Origin of the sequence: Streptomyces sp. NPDC015131 (assembly GCF_043079975.1) — a bacterium.
Classification (GTDB): Bacteria; Actinomycetota; Actinomycetes; order Streptomycetales; family Streptomycetaceae; genus Streptomyces.
On sequence record NZ_JBIBVB010000004.1, the window covers coordinates 344,328 to 369,595 of the forward strand.

17 protein-coding genes are annotated in these 25,268 nt (G+C 74.6%); 11 read left to right on the plus strand and 6 right to left on the minus strand.

From position 1 onward, the window contains the following. Window positions 1-206: 206 nt before the first annotated feature. A complete protein-coding gene (locus ACF08D_RS17520; RefSeq protein WP_392223513.1) occupies window positions 207-1,310 on the plus strand; it encodes a glycosyltransferase family 4 protein in 1,104 nt (367 codons plus the stop codon). Here ACF08D_RS17520 and ACF08D_RS17525 read toward each other — a convergent pair. Together ACF08D_RS17525 and ACF08D_RS17530 are read right to left on the minus strand one after the other, a co-directional pair. Further along, the gene (locus tag ACF08D_RS17525) at window positions 1,289-2,101 is read right to left on the minus strand and encodes a class I SAM-dependent methyltransferase (protein WP_392223514.1); all 813 of its coding nucleotides are present in this window, start codon (window positions 2,099-2,101) and stop codon (window positions 1,289-1,291) included. The genes ACF08D_RS17520 and ACF08D_RS17525 overlap by 22 nt on opposite strands. After that, window positions 2,098-6,945 carry an aminotransferase class I/II-fold pyridoxal phosphate-dependent enzyme gene (locus tag ACF08D_RS17530; protein WP_392223516.1) on the minus strand — a complete coding sequence of 1,616 codons (4,848 nt, stop codon included), beginning with the start codon at window positions 6,943-6,945 and terminating at the stop codon, window positions 2,098-2,100. Before ACF08D_RS17530 ends, ACF08D_RS17525 begins: the two co-directional genes overlap by 4 nt. Before the next feature lie 94 nt (window positions 6,946-7,039). On the opposite strand from ACF08D_RS17530, the gene ACF08D_RS17535 reads away from it, so the two are divergent. The 7 genes from ACF08D_RS17535 (at window position 7,040) to ACF08D_RS17565 (ending at window position 15,570) form a co-directional block, all read left to right on the plus strand. After that, entirely contained in the window at window positions 7,040-7,753 is a 714-nt protein-coding gene (locus ACF08D_RS17535; protein WP_392223517.1) for a TetR/AcrR family transcriptional regulator, read from the plus strand. 24 nt (window positions 7,754-7,777) lie between these two features. Further along, window positions 7,778-9,145, plus strand: coding sequence for an MFS transporter (locus ACF08D_RS17540; protein WP_392223518.1), 1,368 nt, complete (start codon window positions 7,778-7,780; stop codon window positions 9,143-9,145). A 29-nt stretch (window positions 9,146-9,174) separates the two neighbouring features. Next, window positions 9,175-10,347, plus strand: a complete 1,173-nt coding sequence (locus tag ACF08D_RS17545; RefSeq protein ID WP_392223519.1) for an anhydro-N-acetylmuramic acid kinase — start codon at window positions 9,175-9,177, stop codon at window positions 10,345-10,347. A gap of 99 nt (window positions 10,348-10,446) precedes the next feature. Then, a complete protein-coding gene (locus tag ACF08D_RS17550; RefSeq protein WP_392223520.1) occupies window positions 10,447-10,707 on the plus strand; it encodes a WhiB family transcriptional regulator in 261 nt (86 codons plus the stop codon). Between the two features lie 166 nt (window positions 10,708-10,873). Beyond that, window positions 10,874-11,599, plus strand: coding sequence for a class E sortase (locus ACF08D_RS17555; RefSeq protein WP_392223521.1), 726 nt, complete (start codon window positions 10,874-10,876; stop codon window positions 11,597-11,599). Between the two features lie 163 nt (window positions 11,600-11,762). Next, window positions 11,763-13,280, plus strand: coding sequence for a hopanoid C-3 methylase HpnR (gene hpnR / locus ACF08D_RS17560; protein ID WP_392223522.1), 1,518 nt, complete (start codon window positions 11,763-11,765; stop codon window positions 13,278-13,280). A gap of 46 nt (window positions 13,281-13,326) precedes the next feature. Then, window positions 13,327-15,570: an MMPL family transporter gene (locus ACF08D_RS17565; protein ID WP_392223523.1), complete on the plus strand. Its 2,244-nt coding sequence runs from the start codon at window positions 13,327-13,329 to the stop codon at window positions 15,568-15,570. On the opposite strand, the gene ACF08D_RS17570 is transcribed toward ACF08D_RS17565, so the two are convergent. Then, entirely contained in the window at window positions 15,543-16,313 is a 771-nt protein-coding gene (locus ACF08D_RS17570; protein ID WP_392223524.1) for a class I SAM-dependent methyltransferase, read from the minus strand. The genes ACF08D_RS17565 and ACF08D_RS17570 overlap by 28 nt on opposite strands. 14 nt (window positions 16,314-16,327) lie before the next feature. Next, window positions 16,328-17,590 carry a DUF3419 family protein gene (locus tag ACF08D_RS17575; RefSeq protein WP_392223525.1) on the minus strand — a complete coding sequence of 421 codons (1,263 nt, stop codon included), beginning with the start codon at window positions 17,588-17,590 and terminating at the stop codon, window positions 16,328-16,330. A 186-nt stretch (window positions 17,591-17,776) separates the two neighbouring features. Here ACF08D_RS17575 and ACF08D_RS17580 point away from each other — a divergent pair, with 186 nt between their 5' ends. After that, on the plus strand, window positions 17,777-17,944 hold the full coding sequence (locus ACF08D_RS17580) for a hypothetical protein (RefSeq protein ID WP_392223526.1): 168 nt from the start codon (window positions 17,777-17,779) through the stop codon (window positions 17,942-17,944). Window positions 17,945-18,227: 283 nt separating this feature from the next. On the opposite strand, the gene ACF08D_RS17585 is transcribed toward ACF08D_RS17580, so the two are convergent. Next, a complete protein-coding gene (locus tag ACF08D_RS17585; RefSeq protein WP_392223527.1) occupies window positions 18,228-19,343 on the minus strand; it encodes a S1 family peptidase in 1,116 nt (371 codons plus the stop codon). 160 nt (window positions 19,344-19,503) lie between these two features. Here ACF08D_RS17585 and ACF08D_RS17590 point away from each other — a divergent pair, with 160 nt between their 5' ends. Beyond that, window positions 19,504-22,296 carry a SpoIIE family protein phosphatase gene (locus ACF08D_RS17590; protein WP_392223528.1) on the plus strand — a complete coding sequence of 931 codons (2,793 nt, stop codon included), beginning with the start codon at window positions 19,504-19,506 and terminating at the stop codon, window positions 22,294-22,296. Window positions 22,297-22,573: 277 nt separating this feature from the next. Next, window positions 22,574-23,296 (plus strand): transcriptional regulator, encoded by a 723-nt coding sequence (locus ACF08D_RS17595; RefSeq protein ID WP_392223529.1) that lies wholly within the window; start codon window positions 22,574-22,576, stop codon window positions 23,294-23,296. A 106-nt stretch (window positions 23,297-23,402) separates the two neighbouring features. On the opposite strand, the gene ACF08D_RS17600 is transcribed toward ACF08D_RS17595, so the two are convergent. Further along, entirely contained in the window at window positions 23,403-24,866 is a 1,464-nt protein-coding gene (locus ACF08D_RS17600; protein ID WP_392223530.1) for a nucleobase:cation symporter-2 family protein, read from the minus strand. Window positions 24,867-25,268: the final 402 nt, after the last annotated feature.

A 25,268-nucleotide genomic window follows, 5' to 3' on the forward strand; every position in this document is an offset into this window, starting at 1 on the left:
CGGGGTCACGGGCGGATGCGGCCGCCCCGCTCCGGGGCCACCACCCCCGGGGAGGCGGTGCCGGACCGGACCGCCGGGCCGCCGCGGGTGAGTGCGCCGGTGCCGCGCGCCTCCCGCGGTCCGGCGGCCCCCGGCACCGCGGCGCCGCCGCTCCCGGGCCGGGGCACGACCCGCCGGTCCGGGAGCGCCGTCGCCGTGGGGCGGCCATGACCGCCGGAGGGCGCCGTCCGCGCGTCCTGCTGCTCACCAGCGGCCCGCTCGACCGTCCGTCGGCGGCGGACACCCGGCTGGCGGCGGCGGTCGCGGAGTCGGTGACGGACGCGGACTTCACGTACTTCGCCCGGTGGCCCTCCCGGGGTGCCCCCCGGCCCGTGGAGCGGGGCCGTCCGGTGCCGTGGCCCGCCCCGGACGGCTCCCCGGGCGTCCCGCCGCCGCTGCTGACGGCCGTCGTGGGTGCCGCGCTGGCGCGCCGGGCGGACCTGGTGCACGCGGTGCTGGACGTGGACGAGGACTTCGCCGCGTACGCCCGGCTGCTGCCGCGCCTGCTGCGGGGCAGGCCGGTGGTGCACACCGTGCCGGGGGTGGCGGACCCCCGGCTCCTGCGCGGCGCCCGGCCCCTGGGGCGGACGGTGGCGCTGTCGGCGGGGACCGCCCGGGAGCTGGGCGCCGCCGGGTTCGGCGGGGTGCAGGTCGTCCCTCCGGCGGTCCGGCTGGAGCGGTGGCCGTTCACGGCGCGCTCGCCCGGGCCGACGCCCCGGGTGCTGGCGCTGGGCCGGCACGGGCCGCACGGCGGTGCGGAGGAGGCCGTCCGGGCGGCCGGGGCGGCGACCCGGGCGGGGGCGCGGTTCCGGCTGACGCTGGCGCTGCGCCCGTACGGGGACCGGCGGGCGCGGGCGCAGGACGCCGCCCCGGTGCGGGAGCTGGCCGAGCGGGAGGGGCTGCGGGACGTGGAGGTGCTGGGGCGGGTGCCCGGCATGCGGGACCTGGTGGTCTCGGCGGACGTGCTGCTGTACCTGCCGGGTCCGCCGGGGCTCCGCCCGGAGGTGCCGCTGACCGTGCTGGAGGCGCTGAGCACCGGGCGGCCGGTGATCCTGGGCGACCATCCGGAGTTCGCCGCGCTGGGCGACGCCGTGCTGCGGGCGCCGGTGGGGGACGCGGCCCGCACCGGGCGGCTGGTGCGCCAGCTGCTGGACCGGCCGCACTGGTGGCAGGTGCTGGCGGAGCAGGGCAGGGCCGCGGTGGAGGAGCGCTTCGGGCCGCGGCGGTGCGCGGAGGAGTACGGGCGCCTCTACCGGGAGGCGGTGCGGTGAGCCCACCCGGTGCCGGGTGACGCCGCCGGGGTGCGGACGGCGCGGAGGAGCACCATGCCGCTGTCCCCGTAGTCGGGCAGGGTGGGGTCCTTCTCCACCCGGGTGAGGGTCAGTTCCTCGGTGTACGGGGCGAAGGCGCGCCGCAGCGCGGGGACGTCCACCGGGAACGCCGGCCAGGCGGCGGGTCCCGTGCCGATGCGGTAGCTCGGCATGTTCTCCATGAAGGCGGCGACGAGGTGGCCGCCGGGCCGTACGGCGTGGACGAACGTCCGGCACAGGGCGGCGAATTCGTCCGCGTCCTCGGTGACGCTCTCGGCGACGAAGTTCATCGAGGCGAGGTCGTAGCGGCCGGGCGGGACGGCGCTCGCGTCGGCGTGCAGCACCCGCACCCGGGAGAGGGCCGTCGTGAGGCCGGGCGGCAGGCGCGGGTCGAGGTCGCGGCAGAGCGCGTAGAAGGGGTCCCAGCTGGTGTCGGGGTGCCTCAATTGCCCGGTGAGATAGGCGACGTTGGCGGCGCTGGGTTCGAGCGCGTCGATGCGGCGGCAGACGGCGGCGGCGACCATCAGCGGGTAGAGGTTGGGTCCGGCGCCGAACTCCAGGGAGGCCGGGACGCCGTCCGGGGGGAACTGCCGGTAGAAGGCGGAGTGGTGGCGGACGACGGCCGCGTCGGAGGCGTGCAGCAGCCGGTAGTTCTCGGCGAGGTACGCGGCGACGGGCCACTGGTCCCAGTCGGCCTCGGCGTTGTGCCGGTGGTGCGGGGGGCCGGGCGCTCCGGCGCGGGCGGCGGTCATGCGGGCCACTCCCCCGGCGTTCCGGCCCCGGCGCCGGTGAGGCGCTGCTGGAGCGGGAAGCGGTCGGCCAGTTCGGTGAGTGTCGCGTTGAGGTGCTCGATCTCCTCGACGGTGTTGAGGGCGGTGAGCTGGACCCGGAACCCGACCTGCTTGCGCGGGACGAGCGGGTAGCCGGCGAGGGTGACGTAGATGCCGTGGTCCCAGAGGAAGTCGCCCACCGCGTCGAGGTCCCAGCTGTCGGCGAGGGGGATCTCGATGATGGGCAGTCCGTCGGTGTTGGGGGTGGCGACTCCCAGCGCGCGCACATGGTCCAGGACGAGCTTGGTCTTGTGGTGCAGGTCGGCGCGGATGGCGTCGCCGCGCCGCTCGTTGACGTCGAGCCCGGCGAGCACGGTGGCCAGGGAGGCCGTCGGGGAGGGCCCGGAGTAGAGGTACGGCCCGGCGGCGATCTTGAGGTGGGCCTTGAGTTCGGGTGTCGCGGTGAGGAACGCCAGGAGCGAGGAGTACGACTTGGAGAACCCGCCCACCAGGATGATGCCGTCGTACGACTCGGCCAGGTGGCGCACGATGCTGTTGCCCCTGCGGCCGTAGGGCGAGGTCTCGGCGGGGTCGCGCTCGCCGATGACGCCGAAGCCGTGGGCGTCGTCGATGTACAGCAAGGCCTCGTGGGAGCGGCAGACGGCGGCCAGGCGGTGCAGGTCGGGCAGGTTGCCGGTCATGCTGTTGACGCCGTCGATGCAGACCAGCCGGGTCGCTCCCGGGGGCGCGGAGGCGAGGAGCTGCTCCAGTTCGTCGGGCCGCTCGGCATGGAAGCGGCGTACCGAGGCGCCCTGGCCCCGCGCGACCATGCAGCCGTCGTACATGGTGCGGTGGGCGCGGGCCTCCACGCACACCTGTCCCCCGCCGGCGAGGACCGGGATGACGGAGGAGTGGATGAGGGTGATGGTCGGCAGCAGCAGTGTGTCGGGGGCGCCGAGCAGGTCGGCGAGGCGCTCCTCGATGTCGGTGTAGAGGCGGGGGTTGCCGATGAGCCGCGACCAGCTGGGGTGGGTGCCCCAGCGGCGGACGTGCGGGGCGATGGCGTCCATGATCTCGGGGTCGAAGTCGAAGCCGAGGTAGTTGCAGGAGGCGAAGTCGGCGAGCCATTTGTCGCCGCAGCGGATGCGGCGGCCGTGCACCTCGTCGATGACGGCGTCGCACATCCGGCTGCTCTTCTGGAGGCGGGACAGGTCGCCGACGCGCTGCTCGCCCCGGTTCGCCGGGTGGGTCACGGTACGGCGCTCGCCGCGCCGTCCGACCAGGGGCGACGCCTGCCGCTCCCCGGAGGTGCCGAGGAAGCGGAGGGCCTCGTCCGCGGCCATCGGCCGGGCGAAGAGGTAGCCCTGGCCGAAGCGGCAGCCCATGGCGCCGAGCAGGTCGCGCTGGCCGGCGTTCTCGATGCCCTCGGCGATGACCTGGAGGCCGAGGACGTCGGCGATCCGGACGATGCCCTCGACAAGGGCGACCTGCTGGCCGTCGGTGACGATGTCGTCGATGAACGACTTGTCGACCTTGAGGACGTCGATGGGGAACTCGCGCAGATAGCTGAGCGAGGAGAATCCCGTACCGAAGTCGTCGATGGCGATGGACACGCCCAGCCGTTTGAGCGTCCGCATGGCGGTGCGGATCTGCTCGTCCCGGCGCATCAGGACGGTCTCGGTGATCTCCAGGACGAGCGAGGCGGGGGCGAGGCCCGAGGTGTCGACCACGTGCCGGACCTGTTCCACGAAGCCGGGGTCGATGAACTGGCGTGCGGAGACGTTGACGTTGAGGCAGAGGGGCGGGGTGCGGGGGTGCTCGCGCTGCCAGCGGGCGACGTCGCTCGCGGCCCGCTCCAGCACCCAGGCGCCGAGCGGCATGATGTGGCCGGTCTCCTCGGCGAGGGTGATGAACTGGTCGGGCGGGACGACACCGCGGTGGCGGGGCCAGCGGATGAGCGCCTCGAAACCGGCGACGGCACCGCCGTTGATCTCCACGACCGGCTGGTAGCGCAGGGCGAACGCCTCCTCGCCGATGGCGCTGTCGAGGCCGGCCTGGAGTTCGTGGCGCTCGACCATCCCGGCGTGCAGGTCGGGGCGGTAGCGCTGCCACTGGCCCTTGCCGGCCGTCTTGGCGGCGTACAGGGCGAGGTCGGCGTGGCCGAGGAGTTCCTCCGCCTCGTCGCCGTCGCGGTCGGTGGCGACCCCGACGCACGCGGAGACGCTGGTCGAGCCGGTGGTGAGCCGGAACGGTTCGTCCAGCGCCCCGACGACCTGGGCGGCGAGCCGCTCGGCGTCCTCGGGCCCCTTGGCGCCCTCCATCAGGACGGCGAACTCGTCCCCGCCGAGCCGGGCGGCCGTGTCGGTGCGCCGCAGCACGGCGGTGAGCCGGCGGGCCACGGCGACGAGCAGTTCGTCGCCCACGGAGTGGCCCATCATATCGTTGACGATCTTGAAGTCGTCGAGGTCGACGAAGAGGACGCAGGTCAGCGTGGAGTCCCGGCGGCCGCGCAGCAGGGCCCGTTCGATGCGCTCCAGCAGCAGGACGCGGTTCGGCAGCCCGGTCAGCGAGTCGTGGAAGGCGCGATGGGTGAGTTCCCGCTCCAGTTCGCGCTGTTCGGTGACGTCCCGGAGGGTGAGGACGATGCCGTGGACGGTCTGCTCGTGGCGGAGGTTGCTGCACCGCACCTCCACGTCCAGCCGCTGGCCGTCGGAGCGCAGCACGCGCCAGTCGTCGTGGACGTCCCGCGCGTCGCCGGCCCGGACCCGGGCGAGCGTGCGGGCGGCCCGGACGCGGTGCCGGCCGGTGACGAGGGTGGTCAGCGGGGTGCCGCTCAGGAGGGTGCCGCCGAACATGCCCTGGGCGGAGGGGCTGGCGTAGCGGACGGTGTCGTCGTCGTCCACGATCAGGATCACGTCCGAGGCGTTGTGCACGAGGGTACGGAAGTACGCCTCGCTCCTGCGGCGGTTGATCTCCTCGCTGAGCCCGACCCGTTCGAGGGCGAGCGCGGCCTGGGAGGCGAGGGACTCGACGGACGGGCCGAGCCGCTCCAGCCGGCGGCGCGGCCCGGACACCACGAGCGCGCCGATCAGCGGGTTGACCCCCTGGGGCGCTTCGAGGGTCAGCGGGCTGAGCAGCGCCCGGGTCCCGGGCGCCAGGGCGGTGGCGGCCTGGGGTCCGAGCACGGTGGTGTCCACGAGCCGTGCGCCCTCGCCTCCCCGGGTCGCCCCGGCGGGCGGTACGGCCCCCGGCCGGCCGCCGCTCCCGTCCCCACCGGCCGCTCCGGTCCCACCGGCCCCGGGATTCGCGTCGGCCTCGCCGGACCCGCCGACGCCATCGACCCTGTCAGCTCCATCAACCCCATCGCTGCCGTCACCGGCTTCACCGCCGTCACCGCCACCGCCGGTCCGCACGGACGCGGGCGCGCACGGGGAGGTGGTACGCGCCACTCCCGCGACCGGGTCGGCGGCCTGCTCGGTGTCCGGCGCGTCCGCCCCGGCAGGTGTCGTCGCCCCCGCCTCCCGCGCGGCGAGCGGCCCCGCCGGGCCCAGTACCTCGGCGGGCAGGTCGATCCCGCGCACCCACGGCCGGCCGGTCGTGGACACGGGCCGCAGCCGCCGGTCGCCGTCCACGGCGAGGAGGACCACCTCGTGGCGGACGCCCGGCCCGAACAGCGTCGCGGCGGCCGTCTCGACGCAGCGCGCGACGTCCCGGGGCGTCACGGCGCCGACCAGCGAGGCGGCGGCCACCCGCAGGCTCCGCTCCCGGGTGACGGCGCGCCGGTGCTGCGAGACCAGCTCCCACAGCCGGGCCATCACCAGCAGGAACATCAGCGCCGAGAAGACGGCGATGACCGCCGCGTCCCGGACCGTGCCCAGCAGCGCCTCGACCAGCAGCAGGACGGGGGCGATCAGCGAGGCGCAGGCGAGGATGGCCAGCCGCCGCTTGGCCAGCCCCGGGCCGGGCTGGGGCACCCGCTCGGTGAGCCGCACCATCGACGGGTGCAGGGCGGCCAGGCCCCAGGCGGTGAAGAACACCACCCAGCCCAGGTCCATGTAGGTGCCGACGCGCCAGGTGCCCTGGAGCTGGAGGAGGCCGTAGAGGACGTCGGAGGCGAGGATGCCGAAGGTCCCGAGGGCGAGCAGCTGGACGGACCGCTCGCGGGTGCCGCCGAGGGTGAGCAGCCGGACGAGCATGGCCAGGATCAGCACGTCGCCCAGCGGGTAGGCGAGGGCGACCGCCTGCTCGGTCCAGCCGTCGGCGCCCGTCCTGGTGAGCGGGTTGATCAGATGGACCCAGGAGAGCAGCGCGAGCCCCGAGGTGAGGATCAGGGCGTCGAGCAGGCTGGCGAGGTCGCGGGACTCGGTGCGGTAGCGGATGAAGCCGAAGAACCCGGCGGCGAACAGCGGGTAGGTCATCAGGTAGAACACGTCGGCGAGCGACGGGAACGGATTGATCTGCCCGAAGGACTCCAGGATGTTGTACGTGGTGTCCCCGGCCGTGAAGGTCAGGTTGGCGGCGGCGAGCAGCAGCCACGGCCAGCGTCTCGTGGGGCGGTGGATCCGGATGCCGATGAGCATCGCCACGACGCCGGCGGCACCGATGACGGCCCACATGCTGGTGTGCCGCTCCGGGACCGTCAGGTACACGATGGTGAACGGGGTCACGAAGACGACGTAGAGCACCATCAGGCGGTTCGGCGAGACCGGCGGCCTGCGACCGGTGGTGGCCCCGGACGCATCGCTGGACGCGTGGCTGGACTCATGACCGGACGCCTGGCCGTCGCGCGGCCGAAGCCAGTTGGCGAAACGGGTGATCGGCTCCACGATGACCTGCCGAGGGGGTTCTGGTATCGCCCGAACGGGTTATATTTACGACGTATATGCACACCTTGCTCCGATATGTGACGAGGGTCAAGGGATGCCTCCAGAGGCAGGTTCCGGGCGGCGGACGAGCCGGCGTGGCCGGCTGAGCCGGGACCTGGTGCTGGGCACGGCGCTGGCGCTCGCCGACCGCGAGGGGCTGCCGGCCCTGAGCATGCGGCGGCTGGCGGCCGAGCTGGGGGTGGAGGCGATGGCCCTCTACCGGTACGCGCCGGGGAAGGACGCGCTGCTGGACGGCCTGGTCGAGCGGGTGTTCACCGAGGTCGTGGACGCCCTGGAGGCGGCACCACCCGGCGCCGGGGACTGGCGGGACGAGCTGCACGGCACGGTGCGGGAGCTGTACCGCGGCTCGCTGCGGCACCCGCGAGTGGTCCCGCTGTTCGCCACCCGGATGCTCACCGTGCCGCTGGCCCGCCGCCCCCGTCCGGTGCTGCGCGTGCAGGAACGCGTCCTGGGGTCGCTCGCCCGCGCCGGTCTCGACGCCGACCGTACGCAGGTGGCGTACCGGGCGGTGTCGGCCTGGGCCCTCGGCCACACCCTGATGGAGCTGAACGCCGTGGTGGACGACCCCGGCGAGCCCGAGGCGGCCATCCGGCTGGGTCTCCAGCGCATGCCGGTACGGGAGTTGCCCCGGCTGCGCGCCACGGTGCCCGCGCTCGCGGAGCCGGGGGGCGAGGAGCTGCTCGCCACCGGGCTGGACGCCCTGCTGGACCGTTTCCTCGGTGGGCCGGGGAGGGAAGCGATGAGGTGACCGCCGACGCCGGGAGGGCCCCGCATGCCGACCTCCGCGCACGGCCCCGGGGACCTCTCCCGCCCCAGGGCCGCCGCCGCGCCCGGACCCGCCACCCCTCCCCCTGCTGCCGTCCGCTCGCGCAGGGCGCTGGTGGCGGGGTCGGTGGGCAACTTCATCGAGTGGTACGAGTTCGGGGTCTACGGCTACTTCGCCACGGTCATCGCCGCGGCCTTCTTCACCCCGGAGGGCGGCGGTGAGGCGGAGGCGCTGATCAGGACGTACGCGTCGTTCGCGCTGGCGTTCTTCTTCCGGCCCGCCGGGGCGTGGCTGTTCGGCCGGGCCGGTGACCGCCTCGGGCGGCGGCCCACCCTGATCCTGGTGGTGTCGCTGATGACGGCCGCCACGACGCTGATCGGGCTGCTCCCGACGTACGCGACGGCCGGTGTCTGGGCCCCCTGGCTGCTGACGCTGCTGCGGATCGTGCAGGGGCTGTCGGCGGGCGGGGAGTTCGGCGGGGCGGTGTCCCTGATGACGGAGTTCGCCCCGCCGGGCAGGCGGGGGCTGTACGGGGCGTGGCAGTCGTTCACCGTGGCGCTCGGGCTGCTCGGCGGCGCGGGGGTGGCGGCCGTGCTGGGCACGGTGCTGACCGGGGCGCAGCTCGGGGCGTGGGGCTGGCGGGTGCCGTTCCTGATGACGCTGCCGATGGGGCTGGCCGCGCTGTGGCTGCGGCTCCGGCTGGAGGAGACGCCGTCGTTCCGTACCCGTGAACGGGCCCGTACGCGGAAGGAGGACGAGCCGGCCGCCGCCCCGGCGCGGGAGACGGTGCGGGCCGTGGTGCTGGGGGTGGGGCGGCTGATGGGCTGGTCGGCGGCGGGCTACACCTTCCTGGTCGTGCTGCCGTCGTACCTGCAGAGCGTGCTGGACGCGTCGTTCCGGCAGGCGCTGACGGCCACCGTCCTGGCCAACGCGGGCTTCGCGGCGGCCATCCTCCCGGCGGGCGCGCTGAGCGACCGGGTGGGGCGGCGGCCGGTCATGCTGACCGGCGCGGTGGTGGCCGCGGCGGCGGCGTTCCCGCTGCTGGACCTGTTGCGGGACCCGGGCGCCCCGACCGCGGCCAAGGGGCTCGCCGTGTGCGCGGCGGGCGCGGTGGTGGGCCTGATGGCGGGGCCCGGTCCGGCGATGCTGGCCGAGATGTTCCCCACCCGGGTCCGGTACACCGGCCTGGGGCTGGCGTACGCCCTGTCCAACGCGGTCTTCTCGGGCTGCGCCGGCCTCATCGTCACCGAGGCGGTCCGGCGCACCGGCGAGGTCCGCGTCCCCGCCTACTACGTGGCCGTGACCTGCGCGCTCAGCGCCCTCGCGCTGGCGACCCTGCGGGGCGACGACCACCGCCGTGCGCTGCGCGGCTGACCATTCCGGGGCAGAGGGCGAGGAGCGCCATGCGGATCGTCGGGCTGATGTCGGGGACGTCGTACGACGCGGTGGACGCGGCGGCGGCCGACCTGTGGCTGGAGGGCGGCACCCTGGTGCTGACGCCCTTGGGGACGGTGTCCGCCCCCTACCCCGGCGAGCTGCGGGAGGCGCTGGCCGGGGCGCTGCCGCCGGCGACGACGAGCATGCGGGAGGTGTGCCGGCTGGACACCGGGGTGGGCCGGGCGTTCGCGCGTCTCGCGGTACGGGCCGACGAGGAGCTGTGCGGAGGGCGCGCCGAGCTGGTGGTCAGCCATGGGCAGACCGTCTACCACTGGTCGGAGGGCGGCGCCGTGCACGGCACCCTGCAGCTCGGTGAGCCCGCGTGGATCGCCGAGGCGACCGGCCGGCCCGTGGTGTCGGGCCTGCGCACCCGTGACGTGGCCGCGGGCGGGCAGGGGGCGCCGCTGGTGAGCATGGTGGACGTGCTCTGGCTGCGCGGGCGGCCGGGGGTGCCGGTGGCGCTGAACCTGGGCGGCATCGCCAACATCACCGTCGCCCCGGACGGCGCGCCTCCGGCGGCGTTCGACACGGGCCCGGCGAACGCCCTGATCGACGCGGCCGTGCGGCACTTCACCGGCGGCCGGTACGGGTTCGACGAGGGCGGCGCGCTGGCCGCCCGGGGCCGGGTCGACGGGGAGCTGCTGCGGCGGCTGCTGGCCGACCCGTACTACGCCCTGGACCCGCCGAAGACCACCGGCAAGGAGCTGTTCCACCTGCCGTATCTGCGGGACGCCCTGGCCGGGTTCGAGGCCCTGCCGCCGGAGGACGTGGTCGCGACCCTCACCCGGCTCACCGCCCGGACGGTGGCGGACGCGGTCCGCCGGGCCGGGGCGACGGAGGTCGTCGCCTCGGGCGGCGGCACCCGCAATCCGGTGCTGATGGCCGGGCTGCGCGCGGAGCTGGGCGGGGTGCCGCTGCGGGACTCGGGCGAGTTCGGGCTGCCGCCGGGGGCGAAGGAGGCGTACGCCTTCGCGGTGCTGGGGTTTCTGACGGTGCATGGGCTCGCCGGGACCGTCCCGGCGTGCACCGGCGCCCGGCACGCGAGCGTCCTCGGTTCGCTCACTCCCGGCCGCAACGGCCTGCGCCTGCCGGAGCCGGTGGCGGAACCGCCCGTGAGGCTTCGCGTACAGGCGAGTTGAGGCGATCTGGAAGTCACCCGTTTCAAGTCCGCCCGTCCCGGCGACCCGCATGAGAGCGAAACATCCACGGAGTTGCCATCGACGGACCGGGAGAGCCCCATGAACGACTGGCGTCAGCAGGCGGTGTGCCGCGACGAGGACCCCGACCTCTTCTTCCCGATCGGGAACACGGGCCCGGCGGTCCTTCAGGCGGAGGAGGCCAAGAAGGTGTGCCGCCGCTGCCCCGTGCGGGACGCGTGCCTGGAATGGGCGATCGAATCCGGGCAGGAGGCGGGGGTCTGGGGCGCCACGACCGAGGACGAGCGGCGGGCCCTGAAGCGCCGCCGCGCCGCCCGCCGCGCCCAGCGGGGCAGCGGCTGAGTCCGGGGCGCCCGCGACCTGCGACCCCGCGACGCCCGGTGACCGCACCCGCACGTGCGGTCACCGGGCGTCGCGGGGCCTGTTCATTGCGAGATGTCCGGTTTACGTTGGGAGGACCTGTCCCGTCCGGGGCGCCGAGCCGCCCCGGCCACCGATCCGGAACTTCATGATCCGTCCCCGTACCGCCTCCGCCCTGTTCACGAGCGCGCTCGTCGTCGCGCTCGTCGGCTGCGCCACCGGCGGGAGCGGTGCCACCGAGGCCCCGGCCGTGGCGACCGCCGCCGGCTCCCCGGCCTCCTCACCGCCCTTCTCCCCCGCGGTCGCGGCCCCCGCCGCGCCCTCCCCCGAGCCTCCGCCCGCGGAGACGGCCCGCACCCGACCGGCGGTGCTGTCCGTGCCCGCGATCGGCGTCGAGGAGCTGAAGGTGGTCCCGTACCAGGGCACCACCGACGACCGGGCGGGCACCAGGATCCAGGACCGGGGCGTGGCGGCGAGCCCGTACGGCCCGGAGGGCGGGGTGGGCCCCGGCGAGAAGGGCAACTACCTGGTGACGGCCCACCGGCTCTCCGCGGGCGCCCCGCTGCGCGACCTGCCGGCCCTGAAGGAGGGCGACACGGTACGGGTCACCGCGGACGGCACGGTGTACGAGTACCGGATCACCGAGACCCGTACGACGTCGTTCCGCTCCGCGCGCTCCCTCGCCGAGCAGCGCGCCGCCGTCCCGGGCGAGCCGGGCGCCCGGCCCGTGAAGGCGATGATCACCCTCTCGACGTGCGCGACGCCCGAGGACGACGCGGCGGGCAACTTCTGGCGGGACGCCCTGGGCAACCCCGAGCACCGCATCGACAAGGTCGGCGTGCTGGTCTCGTCGGCGAAGGCCCCGGCCGGCTGACGCCCCCTCTCGTCCCTGTCGGCGCCCCCGTAGGTGCCCCCGCACGCGCCCCCGTACGGGCCCGCCCGTACGGCCGGACCGGCGTGGCTACCGCACGCATCCAGCCAAAGAGGCCGAAATGGTGGGGGGAGCTCCCCCGCGCCGCCGTCGGCTGGAGACTGAGATGCGTGTGATGCTGGTCCATCCGAGTGCCCTGATGTACTCGGAGATCTTCCTGCGGCTGGAGCCGCTGGGACTGGAGCGTGTGGCCGCGGCGGCCCGGGACGCGGGGCACGAGGTGCGGGTGGTGGACCTCCAGGTCCTCTCGCGTGAGCTGCTGGACCGGGAGCTGCGGTCGTTCGCGCCCGAGGCCCTGGGCATCTCGCTCAACTACCTGGCCAACATCCCCGAGGCCCTCGAGATCGCCCACAGCGCCAAGGCCGCCTCGCCCGGCTGCTTCGTCTTCCTGGGCGGGCACAGCGTGTCGTTCATCGCCGAGCACGTGCTGGAACAGGCCGAGGGCGCGGTCGACGCGATCGTCCGCGGCGAGGGCGAGCCCGCCGTCGAACCCCTCCTCGCGGCGGCCCGCGACGGCGGGGTCAAGGACGTCCCGGGCGTCGTCTGCCCCGAGGGGCGCGGCCCCGCCCCCAAGCTGCTGGACCACCTGGACAGCCCCCGGCCCGCCCGGGACCTGATGCGCCGCCGCAACCGCTACTTCATCGGCGAGCTGGACCCGTGCGCGTCCATCGAGTTCACCCGCGGCTGCCCCTGGGACTGCTCGTTCTGCTCCGCGTGGACGTTCTACGGCCGCAGCTACCGCAAGGCGTCCCCGGAGGCGGCGGCGGAGGAGATGGCGTCGATCCGGGAGCCCAACGTCTTCATCGTGGACGACGTGGCCTTCATCCGCCCCGAGCACGGCGACGGCATCGCCGCCGAGCTGGAGCGGCGCCGGATCCGCAAGCAGTACTACCTGGAGACCCGCAGCGACGTCCTGCTGCGCAACGAGGAGGTCTTCGCCCGCTGGACCCGGCTCGGGCTGCGGTACATGTTCCTCGGCATGGAGGCCCTGGACGCCGAGGGACTGGACCTCTACCGCAAACGGGTCAGCCCCGACGACAACTTCCGCGCCCTGGAGACGGCCCGCCGGCTGGGCATCATGGTGGCCATCAACCTCATCGTCGACCCCGCCTGGGACGCCGACCGCTTCCGCCTGGTCCGCGAGTTCGCGCTGTCCGTGCCCGAGATCGTGCACCTGACGGTGATGACCCCCTACCCGGGCACCGAGATCTGGCACACCGAGTCCCGCCAGCTCACCACCCGGGACTACCGCCTCTTCGACATCCAGCACGCCGTCGTCCCCACCACGCTGCCGCTGGAGGAGTTCTACCGGGAGCTGGTGCGCACCCAGGCGGTGCTCAACCGTAAGCACCTCGGGCTGCGCAACGCCATCGGCGCGATGAGCGTCCTCGGCCGCAACCTGGCCCGGGGGCAGACCAACTTCGCGCGGATGCTGTGGAAGTTCGGCAGCGTCTACAACGTGGGGCGGCAGATGGCCGACCACCACCGGCACGTGCGGTACGAACTGCCGCTGCCCAAGCGCCGGTCCGCGCCGCCCGGACGGCAGGAGCTGTTCATCCACACCCGGGCCGGTTCCCCCGGCCACGCCCGTCCGCAGGCCGACCCCGAGCCCGGCGGCGTATGAGCGGCGGCGGCCCGTGCGGTCCCGGCGTCGAGACGGAGGAGGCGGCGTGCGGCACGGCACGGTGAGAAGGCGTCCGCGACTGTGGCCCGCCGACCCCCTCGGCTCCCTCGCGGATCTGGTGCTGCGCTTCCCCGTCCGCGTCCTGGTGGTGGCCGGCTGCGCGCTGCTCGCCGCCGCCGCGGTCGCCGTGGGGGTGAGCGGCACCCTCCACCACGGCGGCACCACCGCCCCGGGCGCCGAGTGGGCGCGGGCGGAGCACGCCCTGACCACCTCGTTCCGCGGCGGCAGCCCGACCGTCTCTCTGGTGGCGAAGGCCCCGCCCGGCGGTTCGGTGGACGATCCGGCGGTGGTGGCGGCGGGGAACCGGCTGGCGGAGCGGGCGCGGCGGCTGCCCCGGGTGGTGGAGGTCCGCTCGTACTGGCAGCATCGCGCGGCCCCGCTGCGCGGGCGGGACGGGGGCGCGGCGCTGGTGCTGCTGCGGGTCGCGAGCGACGAGGCGTCCGCGCAGCGGTATGTGGAGCCGCTGCTGGAGGAGTTGACGGGGCGTCATGGCCCGCTGGAGGTCGCGGCGACCGGGGCGACCCCGGTGGGTCTCGCCATCGAGCGGCAGAGCCGGCTGGATCTGCGGCGTACCGAACTGCTGGCCGCGCCGCTGACGGCGGCGGTCCTGGTGGTGGTCTTCGGCGGGGTCGTCGCGGCGGGGCTCGCCCTGCTGGTCGGGGTGTGCGCGGTGGTGGGCGCCGTGGCGTTCCTGCACGGCCTGTCGCACCTGACGACGGTGTCGGTGATCTCGCTGAACCTGGCGACGGCCCTCGGCTTCGCGCTGGCGGTCGACTTCAGTCTGTTCATGATGGCCCGCTACCGCGAGGAGCGCACCCGCTACCGGGGCGAGAGCGACGCGGCCGAGGCGGTGCACCAGGCGCTCCTGGCGACCGTGTGCACCACGGGCCGCACCGTGGTCTGCTCGGCGCTGACGGTGATGGCCGGCCTGGCGGCGCTGCTGGTCTTCCCGCTCGGCATGCTGCGGTCGGTGGCGTACGGCGGGATCGCCGTGGTGGGCCTGAGCGCCGTGCTGGCGCTCACCGCGCTCCCGGCGGCGCTGCTCCTGCTGGGCCCGAGGATCGACGCCCTGTCGGTACGGCGGCGCCGGCCGCTGTGGGCCGGCCGGGACGACGGCCGCTGGTACCGCCTGGCGTACGCGGTGATGCGCCGGCCCGTGCCGGTGGCGCTGGTGCTGGGCGCGCTGCTGACGGCCCTGGTCCTGCCGTTCGCCGGGGCCCGGTTCGGGACGTTCGACGACCGGGCGCTGCCCGCCGGTTCGGCGACGCGCCAGGCGTCCGACACCGTGCGGCGGGACTTCGACCACCACGCGCTGGACCCGGTGCAGGTGGTGCTGCCCGGCCTGGACGCCCGCGCGGGCGCCGTCGCGCTGGACGGCTACGCCCGGCGGCTGTCCGCGCTGGACCGTGTGACCCGGGTGGAGACGGCGACCGGCACGTACCGGGAGGGCCGCCGGGTGGGCGCCGCGCCGCCCGGCCACGGGTACGCGTCGGCGGCCGGCAGCTGGGCGGCCGTCGTCACCGGGGCGGGCCCCTCGACCCCGGAGGGGACGCGGGTGGTGCGGGAGGTCCGCGCCCTGTCGTCCCCGGTGCCGGTGCTGGTGGGCGGGGTGCAGGCCTGGCTGGCGGACCTGGGCGACACGATCCGGGCCGGGCTGGTGCCGGCGCTGTCCCTGATCGCGGTGGTGACCCTGCTGCTGCTCGGGTGGTGCACGCGCAGTGTGGTGCTGCCGCTGAAGGCGCTCGTCCTCAATGTGCTGAGCCTGAGCGCCTCGTTCGGGGTGATGGTGCTGGTGTTCCAGGACGGGTGGCTGAGCGGGCTCCTCGGCGTCACGCCCACCGGGGTGACGGACACCGTGGTGCCCGTGCTGGTGCTGTGCGTGGCGTTCGGCCTGTCGATGGACTACGAGGTGCTGCTGCTGTCGCGGACCGTGGAGGAGCACGCGGCGGGCGCCCCGACGAAGGCGGCGGTGGCGCGGGCCGTGCAGCGGACGGCGGGCCTGTTCACCGCGTCCGCGCTGGTGGTGGTCGTGGTGATGGCGGCGCTCGCGGCGTCGGGGCTGCTGCTGCTGAAGGTCGTCGGCGTGGGCCTGGCGGTGGCGGTGCTCGTGGACGCCACGGTGATCCGGCTGCTGCTGGCGCCGGCGCTGATGGCCCTGCTGGGCCGGGCCAACTGGTGGGTCCCGGCCCTGCGTCCGGCGGCTCAGTCCCTGGTGCCGACGAAGAGGTAGTAGGGCACCCGGGCGGGCAGGTACGGCACGGGCGCCAGGCGCTCCTCCTCGTGGACGGCGGTGAACCGGGCCCGCAGGTAGGGCAGGTGGTCCGGCGACAGGAAGACGTCGTTGTGGCCGAACCAGGCGGGCCACAAATGCCGCCGCCACGCCGCGTGGCGGGCGCCCCGGCCGGGGTGCTTGCGCGACACGTAGAAGTCGCAGACGGCGAGGGTGCCGCCGGGCCGGAGGATGGCGCGGGCGTGGTCGACGGCCGCGAACCAGTCGGGCATCATCGTCAGCGCGTACGAGAACATCACCACGTCCGCCGGTCCGTCCTCCGGCCGGTAGTCGGTGGCACTGGCGTGGACGGTCTCGACGTTGTGCCAGCCGGAGCGTGCGACCCGGTGCCGCGCCACGGCCAGCATGGACGCCGACACGTCGACGAGGGTGATCCGGCGGTACTCCGCGCGGCGGCGGTCGTCGAGGTGGGCGATGTTGCTGCCGGTGCCCGCGCCCATGTCGACGAGGTGGCTGCCGGGCCGGGCGGGCAGCAGCCGCATCAGGTCGCGGCGGCCGTGCAGGAGGCGTTCGCGGAAGGCGTCGTAGTCCGTGGCGGCCGAACGGTAGTAGGACTCCATGCGCTCGGCGGGGGTGCTGCCCGTGACGCGCGGGAAGGCCATGTGGCGGATGGTCCGCAGGTCGGTGCGGAGACGGCCGGCGGTGAAACGGCCGGTGGTGGGACGGTCGGTGCGGATGGCCATGGGTGGTCCCCCGGTCAGGGCAGGTCGGCGATGTGGAAGCTGCCGTAGGTGTGGACCCGGTCGCGTTCGTGGAGCGCGGCGGCGCGTTCCGGGTGGCGGTGGAGCAGCTCGGTCAGCCGGCGCGTACGGCCGTCGTGGACGACGCGTACGGGGTCGAGGTAGCGGGTGCGCAGGCCGGCGCTGCGGTAGATCACCCGGGCGCCGGGGCGGGCCGCGTCGACGATGGCCTGCCACTCGGCGGCCAGCCCGGCCTGGTCGCACCAGCCCATCCAGTCCATGTGGTCCAGCAGCACGAACTTGGAGACGTCCGGGCGGTCCACCGCCCCGGTGAGGTGGCCGGTGACGGTCGCGGTGCGCACGTCGAGGCGCGGCAGGGCCTCGCGGAGCCGGGCGAAGTTGGCGGCCTTGAGGTACTCGGGACAGCACTCGGGCGTGTACGAGCCGGTGATGTAGGCGCGCCAGAAGTAGTTGTCGGCCAGCGGGAGCCGGCCGAGGATGGCGTCGAGCCCGTCGTGCACCAGCTGGGCGGTGCCGCCCGCGTACTCCTCGGCGATCTCGCGCCGCTGCTCGGGCGGTACGCCGGCGAGGCTGAGCGCGAGCGGCCGCGAGGCTAGCCGGGTGGCCGAGCGCAGCCGGTCGCTGATCCGGCGGGACTCGTACAGGTCCCGCTGGTGGGCGAGGGTGGGCGCGTCGAGCAGCTCCTCCAGGTGGGGGCCGAGGCCCTTGCAGTGCCGCAGGAAGAGCATCAGGCCCTTGGCGAGGAGGCCGGAGGTGCCCCGGTAGTAGAAGGAGTCGCGCCAGCCCCGGCCGGCGAAGGCGTCCATGTGGCCGTCCCAGTAGCGCCGCGCGAAGGGCGACAGGTCCTGGCGCAGGGCGTCGCGGTACATCTCCCCGGCGCGCGGTGAGCGGCCGGTGCCGAACAGCTCGAAGAACTCGGCGTGGGCGAGCCGGCGGACACCGGCGGCCTTCAGTTCGAGCAGGGCGTTCTGGCGCGGGTTGACGTCCACGGCGGTGACCCGGCCGGCCCCGGCGAGCAGGTAGTCCAGTGCGTTGCAGCCGCCGCTGGTGATGACCAGGACGTGGTCGTCCGGGACGATGCCGAGCGCCTCGCGGTCGAGTGCCGGGTCCTCCCAGCAGGCGTTGTAGACGAGCTTGCGGTCGTGCAGCGCGGTGAACATCCGCCCGGCGAGCGGGCCGCCCGCGCGGGGCGCGGGGAGCGCCGGGGAGGGGGAGGCGGTGGGCGCGGGCGCCACACCGGTGGAGGAGTACGAGGGCATGCCCCACACCCTGGAGGACGCCGCGCGCCCGGCGGGGGCGCGGACACCCGGATTCCCCCGGCCGGCGGAGCCCGGGGCGGTGACCCACTGGGCCGAACGAGCGGCATGCGGCCCGGTGGGGCGGCCGCGCCGGGGCGGGCGGGCGGAGGGTGGGGGGGATCCGGTGGGCTGTACGAGGGAGGAACGATGACGGGACGGCGACGAGCGGGCGTGACGCCCCTGGAACTGGCCGGTGCGGCCGTCGCGCTGGCGACACTCACGCTGGTGGCGGCGCGGGGCCGCCGCACCCCGCCCCGCCGGAGGGCCGGGGCGGGGAGGCGGCCGATGCCACTGCTGCTGATCCCGGGCGCGTAACCCGGAAGGGCCCGGACCCGGTGGGGCGGTGGCGAGTGGGCCCGGTGGGGCGGGCCCGAGTTGGCCCGGGTGGGCAGTGGCGAGTGGGCCCGGTGGGCGGTGGCGAGTGGACCCGGTGGGGCGGGCCCGGGTTGGCCCGGTGGCGGGTGGGTGCCCGCCACCGGGCCGGATGGCCGGGTGGCCGGATGGCCGGGTGGCCGAGGCCCCGGGCTCCGGGCCCGGGCCCAGGACCCCGGGCTCGGGGGCCCCGGGGTCCGGGGGCCCGGGGCTCCGGGGCCCAGGGTCAGCCGCCGATGCGGGCGCCGACCGCGGCGAGCGCGGTCGTCACGGGCTGGAAGAACGTCTCCCCGCCCACGTCGCAGTTGCCGCTGCCGCCCGAGGTGAGGCCCACCGCGTCGCCCTCCCGGGTGAACAGGGAGCCGCCGCTGTCGCCGGGCTCGGCGCAGACATTGGTCTGGATGAGTCCGGTGACGGTGCCCTCCGGGTAGTTGACGGTGGCGTTGAGGCCGGTGACCTGGCCGTCCCGCAGGCCGGTGGTGCTGCCCATGCGGAACACCTGCTGGCCGACCGCCGCGTCGGCGGCCTGCCTGATCTGCAGGGTCTGTCCGCCGCCGACGTCGACGACGCTCGGGGCCTCGGTGGCGGGGTCGTCGTAGGTGACGAGGCCGAAGTCGCCCTCGCCGGGGAAGACGCTCTGCTGGACGGTGCCGAGCGGGGCGCCGTTCTCGTCGGTCCACTCCTGGGACGAGGCGGTGCAGTGCCCGGCGGTGAGGAAGCCGTTCTGCCCGTCCTGGGTGGTGACGTTGAAGCCGAGGGAGCAACGGGCGCCGCCGCCGAAGATGGCGTCGCCCCCGTCGACGAACGTCTTGAACTCGCCCTTGGACTTCTGGATGCGGGCCACGCCCGGCCCGAGGTCCTCGACCGCCGACTCCAGGGTGTTCCAGCGGTCGCCGGTGACGGTGCGGTCGGCGGTGACCAGGACCTGGTTGGTCCGGGGGTCGACGGCCCACGCGGTGCCGGGGATGCCGGCCTCGCGGGACAGCGTCCGGGTGGCCGACGTCAGTTCCCTGGTGCTGTTGCGTACGGTGCGGGCGACCGCGCCCGCCTGCTCGACCCGGGCGGCGTCCTCCTTGTCGCCGTCGGCCACGTTCACGACGAGCCGCTTCTTGGCGGCGTCGTAGTACGCACCGCCGTAGGAGTCGCCGAGGGACTCGCCCAGTTGCCCGGCCACCCGCGCGGCGGACGCGGCGCTCATGGTCGTGGCGGTGACCTGCTGCGGTGCGGCGGATCCGGACTGGGAGGCGTTGGCGTTGGGCAGCAGGATCGCCGCCGCGGCAATGCCGACCGCCCCCGCTCCCGCGAGGACGGCTTTTCGCTTGGGTATGCGCCTGTGACTCAACTCCGCTGCTCCTGCTGCTGGTTCGGGACTCCGGTCGCCGTCGGCGGCCGGGGGACGCGTCCGCCCCTGGGTACGGACGGGGAGGCCGCAGCGTTCAGCGGTGCCGCGTACGGGCCGCTCGCGGTCGCTGCGCGGGTGGATGCAGTGCTAGAAATGGGGCATGAGCGGACGTCTCGGACGGACCAGGCGAGCGTCGGGCCGCCCGGCCCCGGGACGCGGGCCCGGCGCTCAGGCCCGGCCGAGGCCGCGAGGGGCGCACCGCCCGCCCCGCGACGGGGTGCGCTCCTGGCCCGGTGTGCACACCGTCGCCGGACAGGTGCTGCTGCTCCAGGTGCTGGTCGCGGTGCTGCTCATCGCGGCGGCCGTGGTCGGCCTGGCCGTGCAGGCGCGGTACGACGGGGAGCGCAGCGCCCAGCGGCGGTCGCTGGCCGCCGCCGAGTCCTTCGCGGACGCCCCGGGCACGGTGACGGCGCTGACCGGCCCCGATCCCACCGCGGCGCTCCAGAGCGCGGTCGTCGAGGCCCGGGACGGCTCGGGCCTCGACTTCATCTCGGTGATGACGCCCGGCGGGGTGCGGCTGGCCGACAGCGATCCGAGGCTGATCGGCACGCGCGCCGAGGGCGTGGAGCGCGCGGCCACGGGGGACGGCTTCACGGACATCTTCACGGGCGCGCCGAACGACGCGGCGCGCGCCGTGGTGCCGGTCGGGGAGGACGGCGGGACGGTGGTGGGCCTGGTCAGCGCCGGTGTGTCGATCGAGAACGTGGGCGACGCGGTCAACCGGCACCTGCCGGTCCTGCTGGGCTCGGCCGCCGCCGCGCTCGTCCTGGCGGTGGGCAGCTCGACCCTGGTGAGCCGGCGGCTGAGCCGCCAGACGCACGGCCTCGGCCCCACCGAGATGACCCGGATGTACGAACACCACGACGCCGTCCTGCACGCGACGCGCGAGGGCGTGCTGATCATCGGTGACGACGCCCGGCTGACGCTGGCCAACGACGAGGCCCGCCGGCTGCTGGACCTGCCGCCGGACGCGGAGGGGAGCCACGTCACGGACCTGGGGCTGGACGAGGGCACCGCCGCGCTGCTGGCCTCGGGGCGGGCGGTGACCGACGAGGTGCACCTGGCGGGCGAGCGCCTGCTGGCCGTGAACACCCGGCCCACCGCCCCCTACGGCGGCGCCTCCGGCACGGTCGCCACGCTCCGGGACACCACGGAGCTGCGCGCGGTGTCCGGGATGGCGGAGGTGGCCCGGGAGCGGCTGAAGCTGCTGTACGAGGCGGGTGTGCGGATCGGGACGACGCTGGACGTGGTGCGCACCGCCGAGGAGCTGTCGGAGGTGACGGTGCCCGGCTTCGCCGACTTCGTGACGGTGGAGCTGCTCGACCCGGTGCTGCGGGGCGAGGAGCCGTCGGGGGTGCACACCGAGATGCGGCGCACGGCGGTGAGCGGCATCCGCGCGGACCACCCGCTCCAGCCGGTGGGCGAGCCGATCCGGTTCGCGGGACCGGACACCCCGATGGCGGCGGCCCTGGCGGCCGGGCACGCGGTGCTGGAGTCCGACCTGCGGCTGGCCCACGGCTGGCGGGCGCAGGACCCGCGCGGGGCGGGCGAGGCGCTGGCGTACGGGATCCACTCGCTGGTCACCGTGCCCCTGCAGGCGCGCGGGGTGGTGCTGGGGATGGCGAACTTCTGGCGCTCGGAGCGGGCCGAGCGCTTCGACGAGGAGGACGTGGCCTTCGCGGAGGAGGTGGCGGCGCGGGCGGCCGTCGCCATCGACAACGCGCGGCGCTTCACCCGGGAGCACGCCATGGCGGTGACGCTCCAGCGGAGCCTGCTGCCGCGGGTGCTGCCGGAGCAGGGCGCGCTGGACATCGCGTACCGGTATCTCCCGGCGCAGGCCGGGGTGGGCGGCGACTGGTTCGACGTGATCCCGCTGCCCGGGGCGCGGGTGGCGCTGGTGGTGGGTGACGTGGTGGGGCACGGGCTGCACGCCGCCGCCACGATGGGCCGGCTGCGGACCGCGGTGCACAACTTCTCGGCGCTGGACCTGCCCCCGGACGAGCTGCTGGGCCACCTCGACGAGCTGGTGTCCCGGATCGACCAGGAGGAGGGCGGGAACGGCAACGGGGAGGGGATCACCGGCGCGACCTGCCTGTACGCCATCTACGATCCGGTGTCCGGCCGGTGCACCATGGCGACGGCCGGGCACTTCGCCCCGGCGGTGGTGCGGCCGGACGGGGTGGTGGACTGCCCCGAGGTGCCGGTGTTCCCGCCCCTGGGCCTGGGCGGCCTGCCGTTCGAGACGGCCGAGGTGCGGCTGACCGAGGGGTCCCGGCTGGTCCTCTACACCGACGGGCTGATCGAGCACCGCGAGCGGGACGTCGACACCGGGCTGCGCCTGCTGCGGGACACCCTGTCGGGCCGTCCGGAGCGTACGCCGGAGGAGACCTGCCAGGCGGTGTTCGACGCGATGCTGCCGCCGCACCGGTGGGACGACATCGCGCTGCTGGTGGCCCGCACCCATCTGCTGGACCGCGACCGGGTGGCCGACTGGGACGTGCCGCGCGACCCGGAGGCCGTCTCCCGGGTGCGCGCCGCGTGCGGGCGGCAGCTGGAGGAGTGGGGCCTGGACGAGATCGGGTTCAGTACGGAGCTGATGCTCAGCGAGCTGATCACCAACGCGATCCGCTACGGCTCCGAGCCGATCCATGTGCGGATGCTGTACGAGCGCACCCTGGTGTGCGAGGTGTCCGACGGGAGCAGCACCTCCCCGCACCTGCGGCGGGCCGCCACCACCGACGAGGGCGGGCGCGGGCTGTTCCTGGTGTCGCAGTTCGCGGAGCGGTGGGGCACCCGCTACACCCCCACGGGCAAGGTGATGTGGACCGAGCAGTCCCCGGACGCGGGGCCGCGGCAGCCGGTCGAGCTGCTGCTGGACGACGTGTCCTGGTGACACGGCCCGGGATCGGGGCGACGGTGGCGGAGCGCGTCCGTCCGACTACCGGCCGGGAGCTTCCGGCCAGCGGACAGCAACCTTCGATTGAGGCGAGAATGACCGCTTCCATCCCTGTCTTTCATGTGGACACCCACATCACGCCTTGAGATCAAAGGCAGAATGAGACGTTCACACGAATCCTCGGTCTGTTAGCCTGCCCGCTCCCGGATGTTCGTCCACCCGTCCCTCTCCCCCAGCGCCCCGCGCTCGCCGGGCGCCGTGAGGTGTGTGTTCCGTGCACAGCACTCCGTTCTCCCCCGCCGAGGCCCGCGCGGCCCGGGCCCGCGTCGGGCTGGGCACCGCCGAGGTCGCCCGGGCGATGGCCGCATGCGGCGTCCCCGTCCACCCGGGCCTGGTGACCGCCTGGGAGCAGGGCGCCCAGGTGCCGTCCGAGCCCCAGCTCTTCGCGCTCGCCGACGTGCTGTGGTGCGCGCCGACCACGCTGATGGGCGTGGAGCCGCGCACCCTGGCCGAACACCGGCTGGCCCGCGGTCTGAGCGTGGAGCGGGTGGCGTACCGAATCGGGATGGACCCCGGCGCGTACCGCGCGGCGGAGACGGCCCGCCGGTGGGACGGCGACCTGCGGCAGACGCGGGCCCTGGTGGACGCGCTCGGGCTGTCCCTGCGCAAGCTGGTCGGGATCATGGGGCGCGACGAGGAGCTGGCGGAGCACCTGCGGGCGGCCCTGGAGGGGCGCTGGAAGACCCGGGTGGCCCCGGTCGCCGAGATCGTCGTGGTGAACGAGACGCTGGTGGGCGACGCGCTGCGCACGATGCACGCCGAGTTCGCCGCGTTCTCGGAGCGGTACATGGGCCACCTGGTCGCGCGGAACGACGACGCGCGGCTGAGGGAGGTGGCGGCGGAGCGCTCCGCCTATCTGCACCGGCTGGTCGACCATTTCTGGGACCTGATCGGTGACGTGGGCGAGGAGTCCCCGTTCGGCCCGGCGGGCCACTGAGGCCGCGGCCGCCCGGGAAACTCCGGGCGGCCGCAGCCGTGGCAGGGCAGGGACCGCGGTCTCGGGCCGCGTACGGGCCCGCGGCCGTGGGCAGGGTACGGGCGGGTCAGCGCGCGGCGGCGCCGGCGGCCGGCGGCGGGGTGCCGTCGCCCCCGTACCCCCCGTATCCCCCGTATTCCTGCTTCTCCTCCTGGTCCTGGTACTCCTCCCAGTCGATCTCCGTGGCCCGGCGGCGGCCGAACGCGGTGAAGAAGAGGTTGAGCGTGATGGCGGTGAGCCCGCCGAGCGTGATGCCGCTGTCGAGCACCGCCCGGACGTCGTCCGGCATCCGCTCGAAGAAGGGCCCGACCGCCGAGGGGAGCATCGCCGCGCCGAGGCTGACGGCCAGGACGAGGGCGTTGCGCTCCTCGCGCAGGTCGACCTTCCCGAGGATCTGGATGCCGACGGTGGCGACCATGCCGAACATGGCGATGGCCGCTCCGCCGAGGACGGGGTGCGGGACCGCGGCGACCAGGGCGCCGGCCTTGGGCAGCAGCCCCAGCACGATCATGAAGACCCCGGCCGCGACCACCACGAACCGGCTCACCACCCGGGACATCCGGACCAGGCCGATGTTCTCGGCGAAGGCGACATAGGGGAAGGAGTTCAGTACGCCGCCGAGGACGGTCGCCGCGCCGTCGGCGCGCAGGGCGCGGGTGACGGTGTCGCCGTCGACCTCCTTGCCGGTGATCTCGCCGATGGCGTACACGTCGCCGGTCGTCTCCACCATGGTGATCAGCATGACGACGACCATGGCGATGATCGGGAGCAGTTCGAACTTCGGCATGCCGTAGTGGAAGGGTGTGGTCACGCCGAACCAGTCCGCCTCGCCGACCCCGCCGAAGTGGGCGTCGCCGAGGAACCAGGCGACGGCCGTGCCGCCGGTGAGCCCGAAGAGCACGGCGAGGCTGCTGAGGAAGGGCTTGCCCACCCGCACCACGGCCAGGACGAGCAGCAGGGTGCCGAGGGCGTACGCGAGGTTCTTGGCGGAGCCGTACTCGGGCTCGCCCCTCAGATGGGCGCCGCCCGCCGCGTCCTGGAGCCCCACCGGGATCAGGGTCAGCCCGATGATGGTGAGGATCGTGCCGATGACGACCGGCGGGAAATACTTCACCAGTTTCCCGAAGAACGGGGCGAACAGGAAGGTGGCGATTCCGGCGGTGATGACCGCGCCGTAGACGACGAGCAGACCGGCCGTTCCGCCGCCCGCGCCGATTCCTATGGCGACCATCGGGGACACGGCGGTGAAGGTGACGCCCTGCACCAGGGGGAGTTTCGCCCCGATCTTCCACACGCCGAGCGCCTGGATGACGGTGGCCACTCCGCAGGTGAGCAGGTCGGCGTTGATCAGGTGGACCAGCTCTTCGCGGGAGAGGCCGAGGGCGTTGCCGAGGAGAACGGGGACGATGACCGCGGCCGCGTAGAACGCGAGAATGTGCTGAAATCCGTAAAGGGTGAGTTTGGGGAGGGGAAGCAGCTCGTCGACGGGGTGCGTCCGCGTCGCGGACCGCTGTCGGGAGACTCGTGCCATCTCTGCCTTGCCTTCGTCGAGGTAGGTGAATGAGAGAGCGGCCAACGCCTCGGATCCGGGGGTGACAGGACGAGGCCTCGCCGGCCCGTACGGAGCCGACGGTGGCGGAGTTGCCGACATCACGTCGCCCTGCACTAACAATCCGCGTCCTGGTTGACAGGACACCTTTCGATCATGCCCGCCAGGACCGTTTTGTCCTGGGATCCACAGGGAAGATGATCGAGGCGCTCACCATAGTTCACCTGCGGCGTTCCCCGCGAGTAACCGGCGGCCGACCGGGATGCACGGGCGGTGACTTGCTCCGCCGCGCCCGTTTTACTCTCTTTTGGGCGCTTTGCCGTTAACGCTGGCTCATAGCCATATTGCGGGCAACATAAGGGACTTGTTGGTTGCCTTTCCCCG

Excerpts from the sequence above, each read along its gene's own strand:
- ACF08D_RS17535 (WP_392223517.1), top strand. The coding sequence starts at position 7,040 with ATGCCTCCAGAGGCAGGTTCCGGGCGGCGGACGAGCCGGCGTGGCCGG.
- ACF08D_RS17545 (WP_392223519.1), top strand. The coding sequence starts at position 9,175 with ATGCGGATCGTCGGGCTGATGTCGGGGACGTCGTACGACGCGGTGGAC.
- ACF08D_RS17580 (WP_392223526.1), top strand. The coding sequence starts at position 17,777 with ATGACGGGACGGCGACGAGCGGGCGTGACGCCCCTGGAACTGGCCGGT.
- hpnR (WP_392223522.1), top strand. The coding sequence starts at position 11,763 with ATGCGTGTGATGCTGGTCCATCCGAGTGCCCTGATGTACTCGGAGATC.
- ACF08D_RS17570 (WP_392223524.1), bottom strand. The coding sequence starts at position 16,313 with ATGGCCATCCGCACCGACCGTCCCACCACCGGCCGTTTCACCGCCGGC.
- ACF08D_RS17600 (WP_392223530.1), bottom strand. The coding sequence starts at position 24,866 with ATGGCACGAGTCTCCCGACAGCGGTCCGCGACGCGGACGCACCCCGTC.
- ACF08D_RS17540 (WP_392223518.1), top strand. The coding sequence starts at position 7,778 with ATGCCGACCTCCGCGCACGGCCCCGGGGACCTCTCCCGCCCCAGGGCC.
- ACF08D_RS17525 (WP_392223514.1), bottom strand. The coding sequence starts at position 2,101 with ATGACCGCCGCCCGCGCCGGAGCGCCCGGCCCCCCGCACCACCGGCAC.
- ACF08D_RS17575 (WP_392223525.1), bottom strand. The coding sequence starts at position 17,590 with ATGCCCTCGTACTCCTCCACCGGTGTGGCGCCCGCGCCCACCGCCTCC.
- ACF08D_RS17550 (WP_392223520.1), top strand. The coding sequence starts at position 10,447 with ATGAACGACTGGCGTCAGCAGGCGGTGTGCCGCGACGAGGACCCCGAC.
- ACF08D_RS17590 (WP_392223528.1), top strand. The coding sequence starts at position 19,504 with ATGAGCGGACGTCTCGGACGGACCAGGCGAGCGTCGGGCCGCCCGGCC.
- ACF08D_RS17520 (WP_392223513.1), top strand. The coding sequence starts at position 207 with ATGACCGCCGGAGGGCGCCGTCCGCGCGTCCTGCTGCTCACCAGCGGC.
- ACF08D_RS17555 (WP_392223521.1), top strand. The coding sequence starts at position 10,874 with ATGATCCGTCCCCGTACCGCCTCCGCCCTGTTCACGAGCGCGCTCGTC.